Source organism: Roseisolibacter agri (assembly GCF_030159095.1).
In the GTDB taxonomy this organism is placed as follows: Bacteria; Gemmatimonadota; Gemmatimonadetes; order Gemmatimonadales; family Gemmatimonadaceae; genus Roseisolibacter; species Roseisolibacter agri.
The window spans coordinates 460766-477168 of sequence record NZ_BRXS01000002.1 but is presented as its reverse complement, the minus strand read 5'-3'; the positions used below and the strand labels follow the sequence as shown (position 1 = coordinate 477168).

Genomic DNA, 16403 nt, shown 5'->3' with positions numbered 1-16403 from the left:
GCAGTTCTCGTTCGGGTCCGGCGCGACCGACGCCCGTCAGTCTCCTCCGCCCGCCGTCGCCGTCGTCGCCGGCCCGCCGGACTTCTTCACGTAGCGGTCGAACCAGTCGATCCACCGCGCCCACAGGTCGAGCGTGTTCTCCATCGACCGCGGCGTGTGCGACTCGTACGGATACACGTACAGCGCCGCCGTCTTGCCGAGGCTCGTCAGCGCGTGCATGAAGCGCTCGGACTGCAGCGGCCAGGTGCCCGTGTTGTTGTCGTCGCCGCCGTGATACAGCAGGATCGGCGCGCGGATCTGGTCGGCCTTGAAGTACGGCGACATCTCCAGGTACGTCTCCGACGCCGCCCAGATGCTGCGCGGCTCCGCCTGGAAGCCCGTCGGCGTGAGCGAGCGGTTGTACGCGCCGTCACCGGCGATGCCCGCCTTGAAGAAGGGCGTGTGCGCCAGCAGGTTCGCGGTCGCGAACGCGCCGTAGCTGTGGCCCCCGTGCCCGACGCGGTCCATGTCGACGGTGCCCATGCGCTCCACCGCGCGCATCGCGCCGTACATCGCGTCCACCATGCTCGACACGTAGGTGTCGTTGTAGTTCTCGCCGACGATCGGGATGTCGGGATACACCAGCGCGTAGCCCTGCGTCAGCCAGAGCTCCGACCAGCGCAGCCACGTCAGGTGCGGGAAGGCGTTGCGGTTGCGCGCGCGCAGCGCGGCGCGCCGGTAGCCGTCGGGCGTCGTGAACTCGCGTGGATACGTCCAGAAGATCGCCGGCACCTTCTGCCCGTCGCGGTAGCCCACCGGCAGCGCGATGTTCCCCTGGATCTCCAGCCCGTCCTGGCGCGTGAACGTGAAGTCCGTGCGCCGCACGTTCGCCAGCTCGGGGAACGGGTTCGCGTTGCGCGTCAGGTTCTCGAGCGCGCCGCCCGGCGTCCAGAGATACGAATCGGGGAAGAGCGCGCGCCCCTCGCGGGCGACGATCATCCGCTTCAGGTCCGCGTCGAGCGCGACGAGCGGCCGATCCCACGTGTCCGCCGCTCCCTGGAACACGCGCGCGCGCGTCGTGTCGGCGAGCGACACGCGGTCCACGAACGGGCGCGGGCGGAAGTCGCGCGTCAGCCCGTCGCCCTGCAGGTACGGCTCGCCCGCCGCCGACACGAGCGCGTACGCGATGCCGTTCGGCGTGCGCTCGGTCCACAGGTCGCCCGGCGCGGTGAGGATGCTGTCCGGATGCGCGAAGCCGACGATGATGCGGCGCGCCGGCGCCGCGCCCGAGTCCCCGCGCGTGCGATCCCAGTACGCGAGCGCGCGGCGCCCGGTGCGCGTCACGGTCCCGAACACGCGGCGCCCCGCGCTGTCCAGGCGCACCTCGGCGATCGGGTCCTCGCTCGCGGCGAGCACGGTGCCCTTCGCGGTGTCGAACGGCGCGCGCAGCAGCACGACCTGGTCGCCGCCGCCCGTCACGCGCTTGAGGTACACGAGCCCCGCGCCCGCCGGATGCCACGCGAGCCCGCGCAGCCCACCGCCGCCCTGTCCACCGCCGCCCGGCCCGTCGCTGCTCCCCTCGCGCAGCGCACGCTTCTCCAGCGTCGCCACCACCGCGCCCGCGCGGTCGAGCACCGCCGTCTTCCCGGGGAAGCCGCGCCAGCTCGTGAGGAAGGAGAACGGCCGCTCGACCCAGCGCGCGAGCACGTGCTTCCCATCCGCGCTGAGCGCGATCGACTCGTACATGCGCGGCTCGCCCAGCCGGCGCGGCGCGCGGCCCGGCGCCAGCTCCACGAGCTGCGCGCGCGTGTAGCGCTCGAACAGCGCCGCGTCGTGCGTGTCGCCGAGCAGGTTTGAGAAGGTGCGCGTCGGCGTGGCGGTCGGACGCGACAGGCGCACGCGCGGCCCCTCGGGCACGCGCCCCTGCGTCGGCTCCGCGCCGCGGTCGGCGGGGACGACGAGCGTCAGCAGCGTCCCCTCGGGCGTCCACTGCAGCATGCGCGACGGGCGCTGCTCGACCTCGGGCGAGATGTCGACGTGCGACGAGGTGCCGAGCGTGGCGAGGACGCGCGCGTCGCTGACGCGCTGCGCGCGGCCGGTCGCCGCGTCGGCGGTCCACACCTCGGTGCCGGTGGGGCGGTGCGCGAGGAACGCCACGCGCGCGCCGTCCGGCGACCAGGTCCAGTCGCTGACGAACGTCCCCGCGGGGAGCGCGACGTCGTGGAAGCGGCGCGCCTGCAGGTCGTAGATCTGCAGCGCGCGCACCCCGAACGTGTCGAGGTGCCAGAGCCGGTCGGTCGCGGGGCGGATCTCCAGCTCCGCGAGGCGCAGCGTCGGGCGCGACATGAGCGCGAGCGTCGAGAGCTGCGTCGCGCGCGGAACCAGGAACCAGCGCCCGCCCGGCGCCGGCGCGTCGAGCACGGCGAAGCTCGCGTCGCGCCCGAACCACTCGGCGATGGGCGCCGGCGGGCGCACGTAGCGCGCGTCCGCCTCGGCCTGCGCGACCTGCTCGGCGGAGACGCGCGCGGGGCGCGGCGCGGAGGGGGCCGCGGGAGTGGCCGCCGGGGGAGGCGCGGGCGTCTGCGCGCCGAGGGCGGACGCGGCGAGCAGCGCGAGCGACAGGGCGCCGGCGGCGGCGCGCCGCGGGCGGACGGACGAGGGCATCACGATCCTCCAGGGGGTGTGGCGGGAACGATCCCCGGAATGACCGGGCGTGCACGCGCCAAGTCAAGCGTTCGGCGCGCCGGACGTCTGTACCTATGGGGAGGACGCGGATGCCTCGGATCGGAGCGGATCATTCGGATCGCTCCTCACGGGTGCATGGAGCGTCGCCACCATGTGGGACGATCCGGCGCATCCGGCGCATCCGGACGATCCGTATCCTCCCCAAAGGGCGAACAGATCCGGCGCGCCGGCCCCGAACCACAACGGCAGCAAGGATGAAGATCGGATAAGGTCCGATAACGACGGATGCTCCGCGTGGCGGCGACGAACGTCGTCCAACGCGGAGCATCCGTCGTTATCGGACCTTATCCGATCTTCATCCGTGCAATGCCGTTCGCCGTTCGGGTCCGCGCCGAGGAGCCCTGATCGCTCCTCACTCCCGCGCGAACGCCGCGTCGAACGCCATCCGCGACGGCGCGAAGTTGACCCGTCGGATGTGCGCGCACGCCTCGCGCGCGCCGAACTCCCGCTCCATCCCCGGGTCCTCCCACTCCACCGACAGCGGGCCCGCGTAGCCGGCGCGGTTGAGCGCCCGCACCACCGCCTCGAAGTCGATCCGCCCGCGCCCGATCGAGCGGAAGTCCCACGCGCGGTCCGGATGCCCGAACGGTAGGTGCCCGCCGAAGGTGCCCGAGCGCTTCGGCACGTCCGACCACCACACGTCCTTCATGTGCGCATGGTAGATCCGGTCGCCGAACGCGTCGATGAAGCCCACGTAGTCCACGCCCTGGTAGCCGAGGTGGCTCGGGTCGTAGTTGAAGCCGAACGCCTCGCGCCGCCCGAGCGCCTGCAGCGCGCGCTCCGCCGTCGCGATGTCGAACGCGATCTCCGTCGGGTGCACCTCGAGCGCGAAGCGCACGCCCGCCGCGTCGAACGCGTCGAGGATCGGGTGCCAGCGGTCCGCGAAGTCGCGGAAGCCCGCGTCGAGCATCGCGTCGGGCACCGGCGGGAAGCTGTAGAGCAGCGGCCAGATCGACGAGCCGGTGAAGCCCGTCACCACCTGCACGCCCAGCCGCGCCGCCGCCTGCGCGGTGCGCATCATCTCCTCGGCCGCGCGCGCCTGCACGCCCGCCGGATCGCCGTCGCCCCACACGCGCGGCGGGAGGATGCCGCGGTGCCGCTCGTCCACGCGGTCGCACACCGCCTGGCCGACGAGGTGGTTGCTGATCGCCCACACCTGCAGCCCGTGGCGCGCCAGCAGCGCGCGCCGCTCCTCACAGTAGCCGTCCTCGGTGAGCGCGCGCTCGACGTCGAAGTGGTCGCCCCAGCTCGCGAGCTCCAGCCCGTCGTAGCCCCAGTCGCGCGCCTTCGCGGCCAGCGTCTCCAGCGGCAGGTCGGCCCACTGGCCGGTGAACAGCGTGACGGGGCGCGTGGCGTTCGTGTGCGTGCTCGCGGTCATCGAGTGGCTCCCGTTCCTGCGGTCGGCGGCGTGTAGGCGGCGTCCACCCAGGCGTGCGTGCGGCCGCTCGCCAGCGCGGCGTGGACGAAGTGCACGCCCGCGGCGCCGTCCTGCACGGTGGGGAAGTCGAGGTCCAGCGGGTCGGGCGCGACGCCCGCGCGGCGCGCCATGATCACCCGCGCGACGTTCGCGTAGATGTTGGCGAACGCCTCCAGCAATCCCTCCGGATGCCCCGGCGGCATGCGCGTGCCGCGCCGCGCCTCGGGCACCAGGAACGCGTGCCCCGGCGTGAAGCGCTCCGTCGGACCGTCGGCGCGGCGCACGAGCAGCTCGTTCGGCGTCTGCTGGTGCCACTCCAGCGACGCGTCGGTGCCGTAGACGCGCAGCGCGAGCCGGTTCTCCTCGCCCACCGAGATCTGCGAGCAGACGAGGATCCCCTTCGCGCCGCCGCGGTAGTGCACGAGCATGTTCGCGTCGTCGTCGATGCGCCGGCCGGGCACGAAGGTGCTGACGTCCGCGTACAGCCGCTCGATCTCGAGCCCCGTCACGTAGCGCGCGAGATGCTCGGCGTGCGTGCCGATGTCGCCGATCGCGCCCGCGCCCGCCCGCGCCGGATCGGTGCGCCAGTCCGCCTGGCGGTTGCCCGTCTCCTCGATCGCGGTCGCGAGCCACCCCTGCGAGTACTCGACGATCACCTTGCGGACGACGCCGAGTGCGCCCGAAGCGACCAGGGCGCGCGCCTGCTTCACGAGCGGGTACGCCGCGTACGGATGCGTGAGCGCGAACACCACGTCGCGCTCCGCCACCAGGCGGCAGAGCGCCTCCGCGTCCTCGAGCGTCGTCGTCAGCGGCTTGTCGCACACCACGTGGATGCCGCGCTCCACGAACGCGCGCGCGTTGGCGTAGTGCATGTGGTTCGGCGTGACGATCGCCACGAAGTCGATCCGCTCGCCCTCGGGCAGCTCGGCCTCGCGCGCGGCCATCTCCTCGAAGCTCGCGTACACGCGCCGCGGGTCGAGCCCCAGCTCCGCACCCTGCGCGCGCGACCGCGCCGCGTCCGACGAGAACGCGCCCGCCACCAGCTCGGCCAGCCCGTCGAGCGACGCGGCGCGGCGGTGCACGGCGCCGATGAACGCGCCGGGGCCGCCGCCCACCATGCCGTAGCGCAACCTGCGGGTCATCATCGGATCGGGCGTCGGTGCGCTCATGGACGGCGGCATGTGAGAGGGACGGTGATGCGGGGAGGATCACATGCCGGCGCGCCGCGCGCCACCCGCCAGGCGACCGCCCGCTCCTGCCGGCGCTCCTGCCGCCGCTCTTGACGCCGCGTCCGCCACGGCCGAAGGTGCAGCGCGCACCGGCCCGTCCGTGCGCCACGGCCACCGCCCCTTGCCGGAGCCACCGATGCGAACCGCTCGCCTGCTCGCACCGCTCGCGCTCGCGCTCCTCCCGCACGCGCCGCTCGGTGCGCAGCCCGCGGCCGCGCCCGCGACGGACAGCATCGTGGCGGCGGCCACGCGCGCCCAGCTCGCCGGCCGTGGCGACGAGGCGCGCGCGATCCTCGCCCGCGGCATCCGCGGCGCCACGCGCGCCGACGCGCGCCTGCTCTACCAGGGAATCCTCGGCGACACGCACCTGTACGAGGGCGACCTGAAGGCCGCGCTGCGCGTGTACGGCGCGGCCGCCGCGGCGGCGACGCGCGCGAAGGTGGACTCGATGGCGGGCGCGGCGCACTACGGCATGGCGCTGGTGGAGGCGATGAGCGGCCGCGCGCGCGAGGCCGACGCGCACCTCGCGGCCGCGGAGCGCGCGGGCGACTGGCCCGGGAACGACCCGGCGCTGGTCCGGGCGCGCGATCGCGCGATGCTCTCGGCGCTCCTCGGCCGCGTCGAGGCGACCGACACGGCGCTGCGCGCGCTCGCGTCGACGCCGCGCGCCGCGCAGTTCGTGCCGGCGTTCCGCGGCCTGTCGCTGGCGATGGCGGGGCGCTGCGCCGACGCGCTGCGCGCCACCGCGCTCGCCGCCGACCAGCAGGGCGCGATCGTCCTCGCGGCGCGCGCGCGCTGCGCCGCGGCCAGCGGACAGGCCGCGGAGGCGTCGGCCGCGCGCACCGCGGTGCTGACGATGGCGCCACCGGATCCGTTCGGATGGCCACACCTCATCGCACGCCACCTCGCCCGCCAGATCCGATGATCCACGCACGACACGCGGCGCTGGCCGCACTCCTCGTCGTCACCGCCAGCGTCACCGTCGCCGGCTGTGCGAGCGGCGGCGCGCGCGCAGCCACCGCGACCACCGCGGCGGCGGACGCCGCACCGCTGCGCGTCATGACGTTCAACCTCCGCTACGACAACGCCGGCGACAGCGGCAACGCCTGGCCGCACCGGCGCGACTGGGTGGCGGGGCTGATCCGCTTCCACGAGGCGGACGTGGTGGGCGTGCAGGAGGCGCTGCAGCGGCAGCTCACGGACCTCGACGCGCGGCTGCCGGGCTTCGCGCGCGTCGGCGTCGGGCGCACGGACGGACGCACGCGCGGCGAGTTCAGCGCGATCCTCTACCGCGCCGACCGGCTGGAGGTGCTGGACAGCGGGACGTTCTGGCTGTCGACGACGCCCGAGGTCCCGGGCAGCAAGGGGTGGGACACGGCGATCGAGCGCGTGGCGACGTGGGCGCGCTTCCGCGACCGGCGCACGGGCTGCCGGCACGTGCACCTTAACACGCACTTCGACCACGTGGGCGAGCAGGCGCGCCAGGAGAGCGCGCGGCTGATCCGCCGCCGCCTCGCGACGCTCGCGCAGGGGCTGCCGGTGGTGATGACGGGCGACCTGAACGCCGATCCGCGGAGCGCACCGTACCGCATCCTCACGCGCGACACGATCGCGGACGCGCTGCCGCCGCTGACGGACGCGTTCCTCACGAGCCGCATCGGGCACTACGGACCGACCGCGACGTGGAACGCGTTCAAGGCGATCGAGCCGGAGAAGCGCATCGACTACGTGCTGGTCTCGGGGCCGATCACGGTGCGCACGCACGGCATCCTGCCCGACAGCTGGGACGGCCGCTTCCCGTCGGACCACCTGCCGGTGCTGGCGTCGCTGGCGGTGGCGTGTCGATGACTGCGAGCTGCGGGTCCTGCTCCGTGCCCTCGGCAGGCGACGTCGCACCATGCGTGCACGAACTACTCATCAGGATACGGATGCTTCGGATGCCGACGGATCGTTCGGATCGCTCCGCTCGCGAGCACGGCGCGTCGCCGCCACGCGGAGCGATCCGGAGCATCGCGCTTCAGATCCGGAGCATCCGCATCCCCCGTTCGCCGACCCGTGCACCGCGCGCCGGACCCGAACGACAACAGCAGCAAGGATGAAAATCTGACAAGATCTGATGACGACGGATGGCTCCGGTGAAGCGCGACCGATCTCGCACCCACGCGGAGCCATCCGTCGTTATCAGATTTTATCCGAACTTCATCCTTGCAATGCCGTTCGCCGTTCGGGTCCGGCGCGCCGTCACTCCGGCCGCACGGGCTGCGTCCACGCCGACTCCACCTCGCCCTCGTACGCCGGATCCGCCTTGACGCGCGACGACACCACGTGCGCCCGCACGTACAGCTCGTCCCCGCGCATCGTGTACGACGGCGACGTCCCCGCGACCGTCGCCAGCACCGCGCCGACGTCCGCCGAGTAGCGCCGCGTCAGCGCGCGGCCCGTCGAGTCGCGCACGGCGACGCTCGTGGTGTCGAAGCCGCGCCGCGTGCCGATGAAGGACGTCGTGTACGTCACGCCCGGCTCGCCGCGGATCGCGAGCGACAGCGTCCGCCCGTCGCGCCGCACGTCGGCGAGCGTCACGCCGCTGCTGGCGTAGAAGTCGCCGCGCTGCATCGCCGCCATCAGGCTGTCGGGCGTGAGCGTCGTCGCGCGCACCTGCACCCAGCCGCGCCCCGTGTAGCGCCGCTCGGGCGCGGGCGGATGGTAGTCGTGCGCGTCGTCCGTCGCGACGCCGTAGAGCAGCGCGCCCCCGCGCGCGAGCCGGTGCGCGAGCACGATGTCCCAGATCCGCTCGTTGCCCGCGTGCAGCGCATCCCCCGGCACGTGCACCAGCGGGTGGCCGTTGTACACCTCGAAGAAGCGCAATCCCTCGAGCTCGAGCAGGTCCTCCGCCGTCTGGCTCCAGAGGAAGTTCGGGTGATTCAGCACGCCGACGATCGGCCGCGCCGCGCGTCGCGCCTGCGCGTCCAGCTGCGCGAGGTCGCGCCGGAACATCTCGACCAGCGTCGCGCCGGGCTGCGCGGGCACCAGCTCCGCGAGGTTGAGCGCCGTCACGTGCGCGCCGCGCCGGTCGAGGTACTGCGTGATCTCCTCGCCCTCCACCAGCACGAAGCGACCCGGCTCCTCCAGCCGCGGGCGATACTCGTCCGGCCGGCGCAGGCGCACCCACGTCGTGTCGCCCGTGCGGCGCTCCTCCACCCACGCGCCGAACCGCGCGCGGTACCGCGCGTACGCATCGCGCCCGAGGCCCGTCGCCGGCACGCGCCACCAGCGCTCCTCGCGGGCGAGCGTGTTGTGGTCGGTGAGCGAGACGAAGTGGTAGCCGTGCGCGCGGTACCAGTCGGCGACCATCTCGGGGAAGTCGTCGCCATCGCTCCACAGCGTGTGCGTGTGCGTGTTCCCCCTGAACCACGTCGCGGCGGGCGGCGGCGACGCCGCGTGCGGCGCGGTGCGGCAGGCGGTCGCGGCGAGGAGGGCGACGACGACGGCGCGGACGGCGTGGGGGAACGTGCGCATGCGGTCTCGCGCGGTGGAGCGGGTCAGGGAATCGGCCGGCGGCGGTGGTCGGGATGCACGGGGAAGCGTAGCGCACCGCTCGCGCCGGGGCACGCTGGGACAGTTGACCCATGTCTCCGGCGGCGGCCGGACGGTATCGATCCGCATGCCTCCCTCCCGCCGCTCCCGCCTCCCCCGCACGCGCCTGCTCGCCGCCGCGCTGCCGCTGCTCCTCCCCGCGGCCCCCGCGCTGCACGCGCAGGCCCCCGCGCCCACGCCCCTCACCGCCGCCGCGCGGCGGCAGGCGCTCGACAGCGCGGCCGTGCTGCTGTCCGCGCGCTACCTGGATCCCGCGGCCGGCCGGCGCCTCGCCGACTCGCTGCGCGCCTGGGCGCGGCGCGACGCCTTCGCCACGGTCGCCGATCCCGCGCGCCTCGCCGACACGCTGGGCCGCGCGCTGCGCACGGTCGTCGCCGACAAGCACCTCTACCTGCGCCACGTGCCGAACGTCGAGTACGTGGGCGGCGCGGGCGCGGGGCGCATCGTCGACGCGCGCGTCGCGCCGGCCGGCGGCGCGGGTCCCGTCATGGTCCGGCGCTCCGGCCGCGTGGACCCGCGCGACTCGGCCACCATCGCGCGCACCAACTTCGGCTTCGCGAAGGTGGAGCGCCTGGAGGGGAACGTCGGCTACGTGAAGCTCGACCTGCTGGTGCCGCCCGACTACGCCCGTGCGACGGCCGACGCGGCGCTCGCCTTCCTGCGCCACACCGAGGCGGTGATCCTCGACGTGCGCGACGTGCCGGGCGGCGCGCCGCAGATGATGCAGTACCTGCTGAGCCACTTCGTGACCGGCCCCGCGACGCTGCTGCACGCCTCGTTCGCGCGCGCGGACAACGTCGCCGACTCGCTCTGGAGCGTCCCCGCGCTGGCCGAGCGGGGTCTGGGCGGCAAGCCGCTCTACATCCTCACGAGCGCGCGCAGCGCGTCGGCGGCCGAGATGCTGGCGTACGTCGGGCAGCGGTCGCGCGTCGCGACGGTGGTGGGCGAGACGACCAGCGGCGCCGGCAACGGCGGCCGGCCGCACACGATCGGCGCGGGGCTGCAGCTGTTCGTCCCCGAGCGGCAGATCCTCACCGGACCGGGCTGGGAGCAGACGGGCGTGGTCCCTGACGTCGCGGTGCCGGCGGCCGACGCGCTGACGCGCGCGCTGGCGCTGGCCCGTCAGCGCGTGGCGCCAGGGACGAGCGCGGTCCGCTGAGGCGGTTCGCGTGCCGGGCCCGTGGGGCTGTTGGGGGATACGGATGCTCCGGATCGGAGCGGATGCTTCGGATCGTCCCGCGTGCCGGCGACGTCCCGTGCACCGACGAGGCGCGATCCGCACGACCCGACGCATCCGAAGCGTCCGTAACCTCTCCCAAGGACGATGAGAACGCCGACGGGCCGCGATCCACTGGATCGCGGCCCGTCGCGCTCGTGCCTGGCGTGTCGTGCTCAGCGCCGCTGCAGGCGGCTCAGCAGGCGCAGCATCTCGAGGTAGAGCCACACCAGCGTGACGAGCAGCCCGAACGCGCCGAACCACTCCGCCACGCGCGGCGCGCCCTCGCGCGCGCCCCGCTCGATGAAGTCGAAGTCGAGGACGAGGTTGAGCGCGGCGACGCCGACGATCACGACGCTGATGCCGATGCCGAGCGGGGAGCTGTCCCACAGGAAGGGGAGCTGCGCGCCGAAGAGGCGGGCGACCAGCGCGACGAGCGAGGCGAGCGCGATGCCGAGCGTCGCGCCGATGACGATCTTCCGGAACATCGGCGTCGCGCGGATCACGCCCGTGGCGTAGAGCAGGTACATGCCGCCGGCGGTGGCGAGCGTCAGCACGACCGCGGTGCGCGGCAGCCCCGCGTAGCGCGCGTCGTAGAGCGCGGAGACGGCGCCGAGCAGCAGCCCCTCGAGGACGGCGTAGAGGGGCGCCGTGAACGGCGCGAGCTGCGGCTTGAAGACGGTCACGAGCGCGAGCACGAAGCCGCCGATCCCGCCGACGAGCAGCGCCGGCGTGACGACGCCGAAGTTCCCGGCGGCGACGGCCTGCCAGGTGAACGCCGCGCCGAACACGACCAGCGCGAGCAGGACGAGCGTCTTCCACGCGGTGCCCGCGACGGTCATCGTGTCGCCGGCCGCGCGCAGCCCGGTGGCCTTGGCCATCCGGGAGAGCATCGGGTTGGAGGATTCCATGCGCAGGGGCGTGAGGGGTTGGGAGCAGGCGGCCAGCCGACGGGCGGCCGTACCCGCGAAAGATACTACCCCGAACACGGGGTCACCGTGCCCTGACGAGCGGCGCGGGTCCGGGGTGCGTCACGCCGGACCCGAACCGCGAACGGCATTGGCAAGGATGAAGTTCGGATAAGATCTGATAACGACGGATGGCTCCGCGTCGGGCGACGTTCCTCGCCACCACGCGGAGCCATCCGTCGCCATCAGACCCTGTCAGCTCTCATCCTTGCTGCCGTTTCCGTTCGGGTCCGGCGCCCCTCACGGCTGACGGAGGAATCCAGGCGGTGCCGCGACGGGGGCCGACAGCGTGCGCAGGAACGCCTCCAGCTGCGCGCGCTCGCGGGCCGTCAGCCGCAGCGGCTTCAGCTCCGAGTGCCCCGCCGGCGCGGCGGGCGCGCGGTCGTAATGCGCCACGACCGCCGCCAGCGTCCCCACCTGCCCCGCGTGCATGTACGGCGCCCGCCCGGCCACCCCGCGCAGCGACGGCGTCTTGTAGGCGCGCACCAGCTCCTCGCCCTCGGTGGTGGCGAAGCGCAGCTCCGCGCAGTCGTCGGGACCCGCGTCGCTGTGGCGCCCCGTGCACGCGAACTCCGACGCCAGCGCCTGCCGCACGCCGGTCGCCCGGCCGCTGTCCTCGGGGAGCGCGACGGATGGACGCGGCACGCCCGTGTTGTGGAAGTGGTCGTCCGTGAAGCGCGGGCCGTTGTGGCAGTTGACGCAGCTCGCCCTGCCGATGAACAGCCGCGCGCCCGCGACCTCGTCGTCGGTGAGCGCCGACTCCGCGGTCTGCGGCCGGCCCGCGAGCTCCGCGTCCACCCAGCGGTCGAAGCGCGTCGGCGCGAAGCCGATGGTGCGCTCGTACGCCGCGATCGCCTTGCCGATGTTCGCGTAGACGCGGCTGACGTCCTGCTGCCGCGCGGGCGGGATGCGCGCCCACGCCGCGCGCCACGCGGTGTCCGCCACGGGCCCCGCCTTCTCCGGCAGCCCGTCGAGCGCGGGCAGCGGCCCGAACACGGCCTCGTAGTCCGCGCGGTAGTGCGCCGCGACGGCGTGCGCGTACTGCGTGCGGCTGCCGCCGTGCTCCACCGCGCTCTCCAGCGGGCCGAGCGCCTGCGCCCACTGGCTGTCGGCGCGGCCGTCCCAGAAGAGCCAGGGCGAGTGCGCGGTGCCGGCGACGGGCATCGTGCGGCGCGCGGTGGTGCCCATCCCCTCCGCCAGCGCGACGCCGTCCTGGAACTCGCGCGCGGGGACGTGGCAGGTGGCGCACGACACGCGGCCGTCGCCGCTCAGGCGCGCGTCGAAGAAGAGGCGGTGGCCGAGCGCCGCCGCGCGCGGATCGTCGGCGACGCGGTTGGACGGATCCTTCGGCAGCGGCCCCAGGCTCGCGAGCGACAGCGTGCGCAGCGTCTCGCGCTCGGCCGCCGACCAGCGGGGGCCGGCAGTGCGCGCACCTGCGGTGAGCGCGTGCACGGCGGCGGACGTCAGCACGAGCGCGGTCAGCGCGGCGACGACGAGGGCGAGACGCGGCGGGCGCATCAGAGCTTGAGGTTGAAGACGACGGAGTCGGTGCCCGAGGCGGCCGCGACGCGGAACGTCACGACCCACCAGCCGCCCATGTTGAACTTCATCCCGTCGACCACGTGGTCGCCGTTGCCGACGTGGCGCGTGACGCGCGGCTTCGTGGGGAGGCCGTGGCCGTGCTGCGGCATCCCGCCGTCGACGGCGACGGTCGCGGAGTCCACGGGCGCGCCGGCGGCGGTCTCGAGGTGGAGCGTCCAGCGGTGCAGCCGGTTGCGCGGGATGCTGTCGCCCTGCGGGACGATCGTCGCCCGGTAGGCGCCGCCCGCGCTGGCGCGCGTGCGCGAGTAGTCGAGGTCCTTGGGCGGGCGCGCGAACAGCATGCAGCCGGAGAGCAGCGCGCCAGCGGCCATGCCGGCGACGGCGCGGGCGAATCGAGCGAAGTGGGACACGGGAGCCTCGTCGCGAAGGGGGAAACGCGGGGAGCCACGTCCGCGGGGGACGTGGCTCCAAGGTGCCGGCGACGAGGGCGTGCGGACTTGAACGGAGCGGCTGGGCGTTTGAACGAAGGGGCTGAGTTGTGCGCCGGACCCCGTTTGCCCATTGGGGAGGATACGGATGCCTCGGATGAGTGCGGATGCGGCGGATCGTTCCGCGTGGCGGCGACGCTCCATGCACTCGCGCGGAGCGATCCGAATGATCCGTTCCGATCCGGAGCATCCGTATCCCCCCAAGAGCCAAAGGGGTCCAGCGCACGAGGACCGAACGACATGAGACAGGATGACAGGATGACCAGGAGGCTCCATGTAGCGCATGGGACGTCGCGCACCGCGGAGCCTCCTGGCTCATCCTGTCATCCTGTCAAAGCCGTTCGCCGTTCAGCGTCCGGTGCGCAGCGGCTCGGCCATCTGCAGCGCCGACGGCGGGAAGCCGAACATCCGGCGCGACGTGCGCGACAGGTGCGCCGCATCCGCGAAGCCCGCCGCGTGCGCCGCCGCCGACAGCGACCCGCCGGCCGACACGAGCTCCCACACCCGCAGGAAGCGGCGCCAGAGGATGTACGGCCGCAGCGCCATCCCCGTCTCCTCCACGAACAGGTGCCGGAAGCGGCTCGGCGACAGGAACGCCTCCGCCGCCACCTCCTCCAGCGTCAGCGGCGCGCCGAGGTGCGCGTTGACGTACGCCACCGCGCGCAGGATCCGCGGGTCCGACACGACCGAGGGCTCGACGCCGTCGGTGAGCGCGTGCACGACGCGCGCGGCCGCCGCGGCGACGGCCGTCGCGCTGCGCGCATGCCACGCCGCGAACAGCGCCGGCCCGACCTCGGCCAGCCGCTCCTCCGGAATCGGCGCGATGCCCGCGTGCAGGTATCGCTCGGCGAGCGCGCGGCCGGCGCGCGTCTCGGGCTCCACGAACAGCACCGCGTTCGCCCCCACGGCGCGGGCGTCCATCGTGTGCGGCTGCCGCGACGCGATGATCGCGCCCCTGTACGCGGTCCACGGCTCGTCGTCGCGCGTGCGGAAGCGCACGCCGGGCACCAGCCCGAACGCGATCTGGATGGCGTAGTGCGCGTGCACGGGCACGACGCCGACGTCGCGGCCGATCAGCAGGCAGCCGCCGTCCCACGGCACGTAGTGCCCCACGCCGCCGACGACGGCGCTCATCGTGACCCACGGTCGCGGATGCGATCGCGCATGCGGCCAATCTTACGTGCGCGCCGTGCGGATGCTCAAGCCGGCACGACCGCCTCGCAGCGCCGCGCCACCGCGTCGGCGACGAACGCGGCGTCCGCGCCGACGCCGCCCAGCAGCGCGGACGTCATCGTGTGCTGGAAGCGGAGGCCGAGGAAGTGCAGGCCGGGCACGCCGACCGCGATGCCGCGCCGGTGCCGCGGCCAGCCGTCCGCGTCGAGCACCGGCTGCCGGATCCAGGCGTAGTCGGGCGCGAAGCCCGTGCACCACACGACCACGCGCGCGTCGAGCGGGACGCCGTCGCACACGGGCCTGCCGTCGCGCGCGTCGGTGACGCGGCCCACGCGCGCGATGCCCGCATCCGCGAGCTGGCGCGCCGGGATGCCGACGAGCGGATCGCCGCGGCGCGCGCGCGTGCGCAGCCGGCGGCCCAGCGGCGTGTCCACCGACGCGCGCGCGAGCACGGGCCAGATCCAGTCGTACACGTCGCGGCCCAGCACGCGGCGCGGCAGCCGGCCCGTCTCGCGGCCGGCGAGCCAGACGCGGCGGACGCGCGCCAGCTCGAGCGCGATCTGCGCGCCCGAGTTCCCCGCGCCGACGACGAGCGCCGGCCCGTCAGGGAGGTCGAACGGGCTGCGGTACGCGCTGGAGTGCAGCTGGTGCACGTCGGGCGCGAGCCGCGTGGCGACGTCGGGGAGGCGCGGGCGCTGGAACGGCCCCGTCGCGACGACGACGCTCTCCGCCTCGAAGCGCAGGTCGCCCGCGTGCGTGCTCGCGTGCGCGACGTGCCGCGCGCCGTCCCACGTCAGCGCGTTCACGCGCGTCCCCGACCGCACCGGCAGCTCGAACCGCTCGGCGTAGCGCGCGAGGTAGTCCGCCACCTCGTCCTTGTCGGGGAGGTGCGCGGGCGGCGCGGGGAACGGCATCCCCGGCAGCCCGCTGTACGCGGCCGGCGTGAACAGCCGCAGCGAGTCCCAGCGCGCGCGCCACGCGTCGCCGACGCGCGGCATCGCGTCGAGGATCACGAAGTCGAGGTCACGCGCGGCCAGCTCGCGGCCGACGGCGAGCCCCGCCTGCCCGCCGCCGACGACGATCGCGTCGTAGCGCTCCGTGCGCACGGCGCCGATCACGGCCGTCACGCGGCGCAGCCCGACGCGGCGACCTGGTAGTCGCAGCGGCAGGCGCCCTCCGCGCACGCCATCGCGCCGCGCCCCGCGCGCACGCACCGCCAGCACGGCGCGAGCGCATCCGCCATCTCGGGCAGGCCGAGCACGCGCGACGCGACGCGCCCGCCATCGGGGACGAGGCCGCGCAGCGCGGCGCGTCCGTCGGCATCGAACGACAGCTCGGCCAGCGCCGCGAAGCCCGCGCGGCGGATGCCGGCGCCCGACGCGTGGTTCTCCGGCGCGTACGCGATCCAGAACCGCTCCGCCTCGCGCGACTCGGCGCGCACGATGGCGTCCAGCAGCCGCGGATAGACGCCGAGCCCGCGGTGCGCGGGCCGCGTGACGAAGTTCCAGAGGTAGCGCTCGCCGTCGGGCATCGCGAAGACGGAGCCCAGCTCGCCGATGGTGGCGGTGCGCGTGGCGACCCAGCCCCACGCCGCCGGCTCGCCGCCGCGATCGGCGACGTAGGCGCGATGGCCCGCCTCGAAGCGCGCGTGCATCGTCGCGACCTCGCGCTCCTGGAGCGCGGCCATCGCGGCCGCGTCGTGCACCCGGCGGACGACGAGACCCGGCAGCGGATCGAGCGCGGGCGCGGGATCGGAACGGTGGCGGGCGGCGAACGGCATGGCGCGGTCCTCGGTGAGCGCTCGGTGAGCGTGGCGCGGGCGCGGTGGTGCGCGCCACCATGCTACGCCCCCACCGGACGCCACCGCTTGAACGCAGGGGCTGACGTGCGTGCCGCGCTGGACCCGAACGGCGAACGACATTGCAAGGATCAGATCTGACAAGATCCGATAACGACGGATGGCTCCGCGTGGTGCGACGTCCCTCGCCCGCACGCGGAGCATCGGCGGTCATCCGATCTTCTCAGATTTTCATCCTTGCAATGCCGTTCGGG

General features: G+C 74.4%; 13 protein-coding genes. 3 read left to right on the top strand and 10 right to left on the bottom strand.

The annotated features are described in order from the left end of the window. Window positions 1–36 precede the first annotated feature (36 nt). The 3 genes from rosag_RS06960 to rosag_RS06950 form a co-directional block, all read right to left on the bottom strand. The gene (locus rosag_RS06960) at window positions 37–2643 is read right to left on the bottom strand and encodes a prolyl oligopeptidase family serine peptidase (protein ID WP_284349337.1); all 2607 of its coding nucleotides are present in this window, start codon (window positions 2641–2643) and stop codon (window positions 37–39) included. A gap of 433 nt (window positions 2644–3076) precedes the next feature. Then, window positions 3077–4102, bottom strand: coding sequence for a sugar phosphate isomerase/epimerase family protein (locus rosag_RS06955; protein ID WP_284349336.1), 1026 nt, complete (start codon window positions 4100–4102; stop codon window positions 3077–3079). After that, window positions 4099–5310, bottom strand: a complete 1212-nt coding sequence (locus tag rosag_RS06950) for a Gfo/Idh/MocA family protein (RefSeq protein WP_284349335.1) — start codon at window positions 5308–5310, stop codon at window positions 4099–4101. The genes rosag_RS06955 and rosag_RS06950 overlap by 4 nt, the downstream gene beginning before the upstream one ends. A gap of 196 nt (window positions 5311–5506) precedes the next feature. Here rosag_RS06950 and rosag_RS06945 point away from each other — a divergent pair, with 196 nt between their 5' ends. Next, window positions 5507–6295, top strand: a complete 789-nt coding sequence (locus rosag_RS06945) for a hypothetical protein (protein WP_284349334.1) — start codon at window positions 5507–5509, stop codon at window positions 6293–6295. Further along, on the top strand, window positions 6292–7218 hold the full coding sequence (locus rosag_RS06940; protein ID WP_284349333.1) for an endonuclease/exonuclease/phosphatase family protein: 927 nt from the start codon (window positions 6292–6294) through the stop codon (window positions 7216–7218). The genes rosag_RS06945 and rosag_RS06940 overlap by 4 nt, the downstream gene beginning before the upstream one ends. A gap of 393 nt (window positions 7219–7611) precedes the next feature. On the opposite strand, the gene rosag_RS06935 is transcribed toward rosag_RS06940, so the two are convergent. Then, a complete protein-coding gene (locus rosag_RS06935) occupies window positions 7612–8886 on the bottom strand; it encodes a PHP domain-containing protein (protein WP_284349332.1) in 1275 nt (424 codons plus the stop codon). A gap of 145 nt (window positions 8887–9031) precedes the next feature. On the opposite strand from rosag_RS06935, the gene rosag_RS06930 reads away from it, so the two are divergent. Continuing rightward, window positions 9032–10123, top strand: coding sequence for a S41 family peptidase (locus rosag_RS06930; RefSeq protein ID WP_284349331.1), 1092 nt, complete (start codon window positions 9032–9034; stop codon window positions 10121–10123). Window positions 10124–10356: 233 nt separating this feature from the next. Here rosag_RS06930 and rosag_RS06925 read toward each other — a convergent pair whose 3' ends face one another. The 6 genes from rosag_RS06925 to rosag_RS06900 all read right to left on the bottom strand — a co-directional run bounded on the left by rosag_RS06925 (window position 10357) and on the right by rosag_RS06900 (window position 16131). Then, window positions 10357–11091 (bottom strand): Bax inhibitor-1/YccA family protein, encoded by a 735-nt coding sequence (locus tag rosag_RS06925; protein WP_284349330.1) that lies wholly within the window; start codon window positions 11089–11091, stop codon window positions 10357–10359. A 297-nt stretch (window positions 11092–11388) separates the two neighbouring features. Then, window positions 11389–12666 (bottom strand): cytochrome-c peroxidase, encoded by a 1278-nt coding sequence (locus tag rosag_RS06920; RefSeq protein WP_284349329.1) that lies wholly within the window; start codon window positions 12664–12666, stop codon window positions 11389–11391. Beyond that, window positions 12666–13100, bottom strand: a complete 435-nt coding sequence (locus tag rosag_RS06915; RefSeq protein ID WP_284349328.1) for a FixH family protein — start codon at window positions 13098–13100, stop codon at window positions 12666–12668. The genes rosag_RS06920 and rosag_RS06915 overlap by 1 nt, the downstream gene beginning before the upstream one ends. A 426-nt stretch (window positions 13101–13526) precedes the next feature. Further along, on the bottom strand, window positions 13527–14312 hold the full coding sequence (locus tag rosag_RS06910; protein ID WP_284349327.1) for a helix-turn-helix domain-containing protein: 786 nt from the start codon (window positions 14310–14312) through the stop codon (window positions 13527–13529). A gap of 65 nt (window positions 14313–14377) precedes the next feature. Next, window positions 14378–15478 carry a flavin-containing monooxygenase gene (locus tag rosag_RS06905; protein ID WP_284349326.1) on the bottom strand — a complete coding sequence of 367 codons (1101 nt, stop codon included), beginning with the start codon at window positions 15476–15478 and terminating at the stop codon, window positions 14378–14380. Beyond that, the gene (locus rosag_RS06900) at window positions 15475–16131 is read right to left on the bottom strand and encodes a GNAT family N-acetyltransferase (protein WP_284349325.1); all 657 of its coding nucleotides are present in this window, start codon (window positions 16129–16131) and stop codon (window positions 15475–15477) included. The genes rosag_RS06905 and rosag_RS06900 overlap by 4 nt, the downstream gene beginning before the upstream one ends. Window positions 16132–16403: the final 272 nt, after the last annotated feature.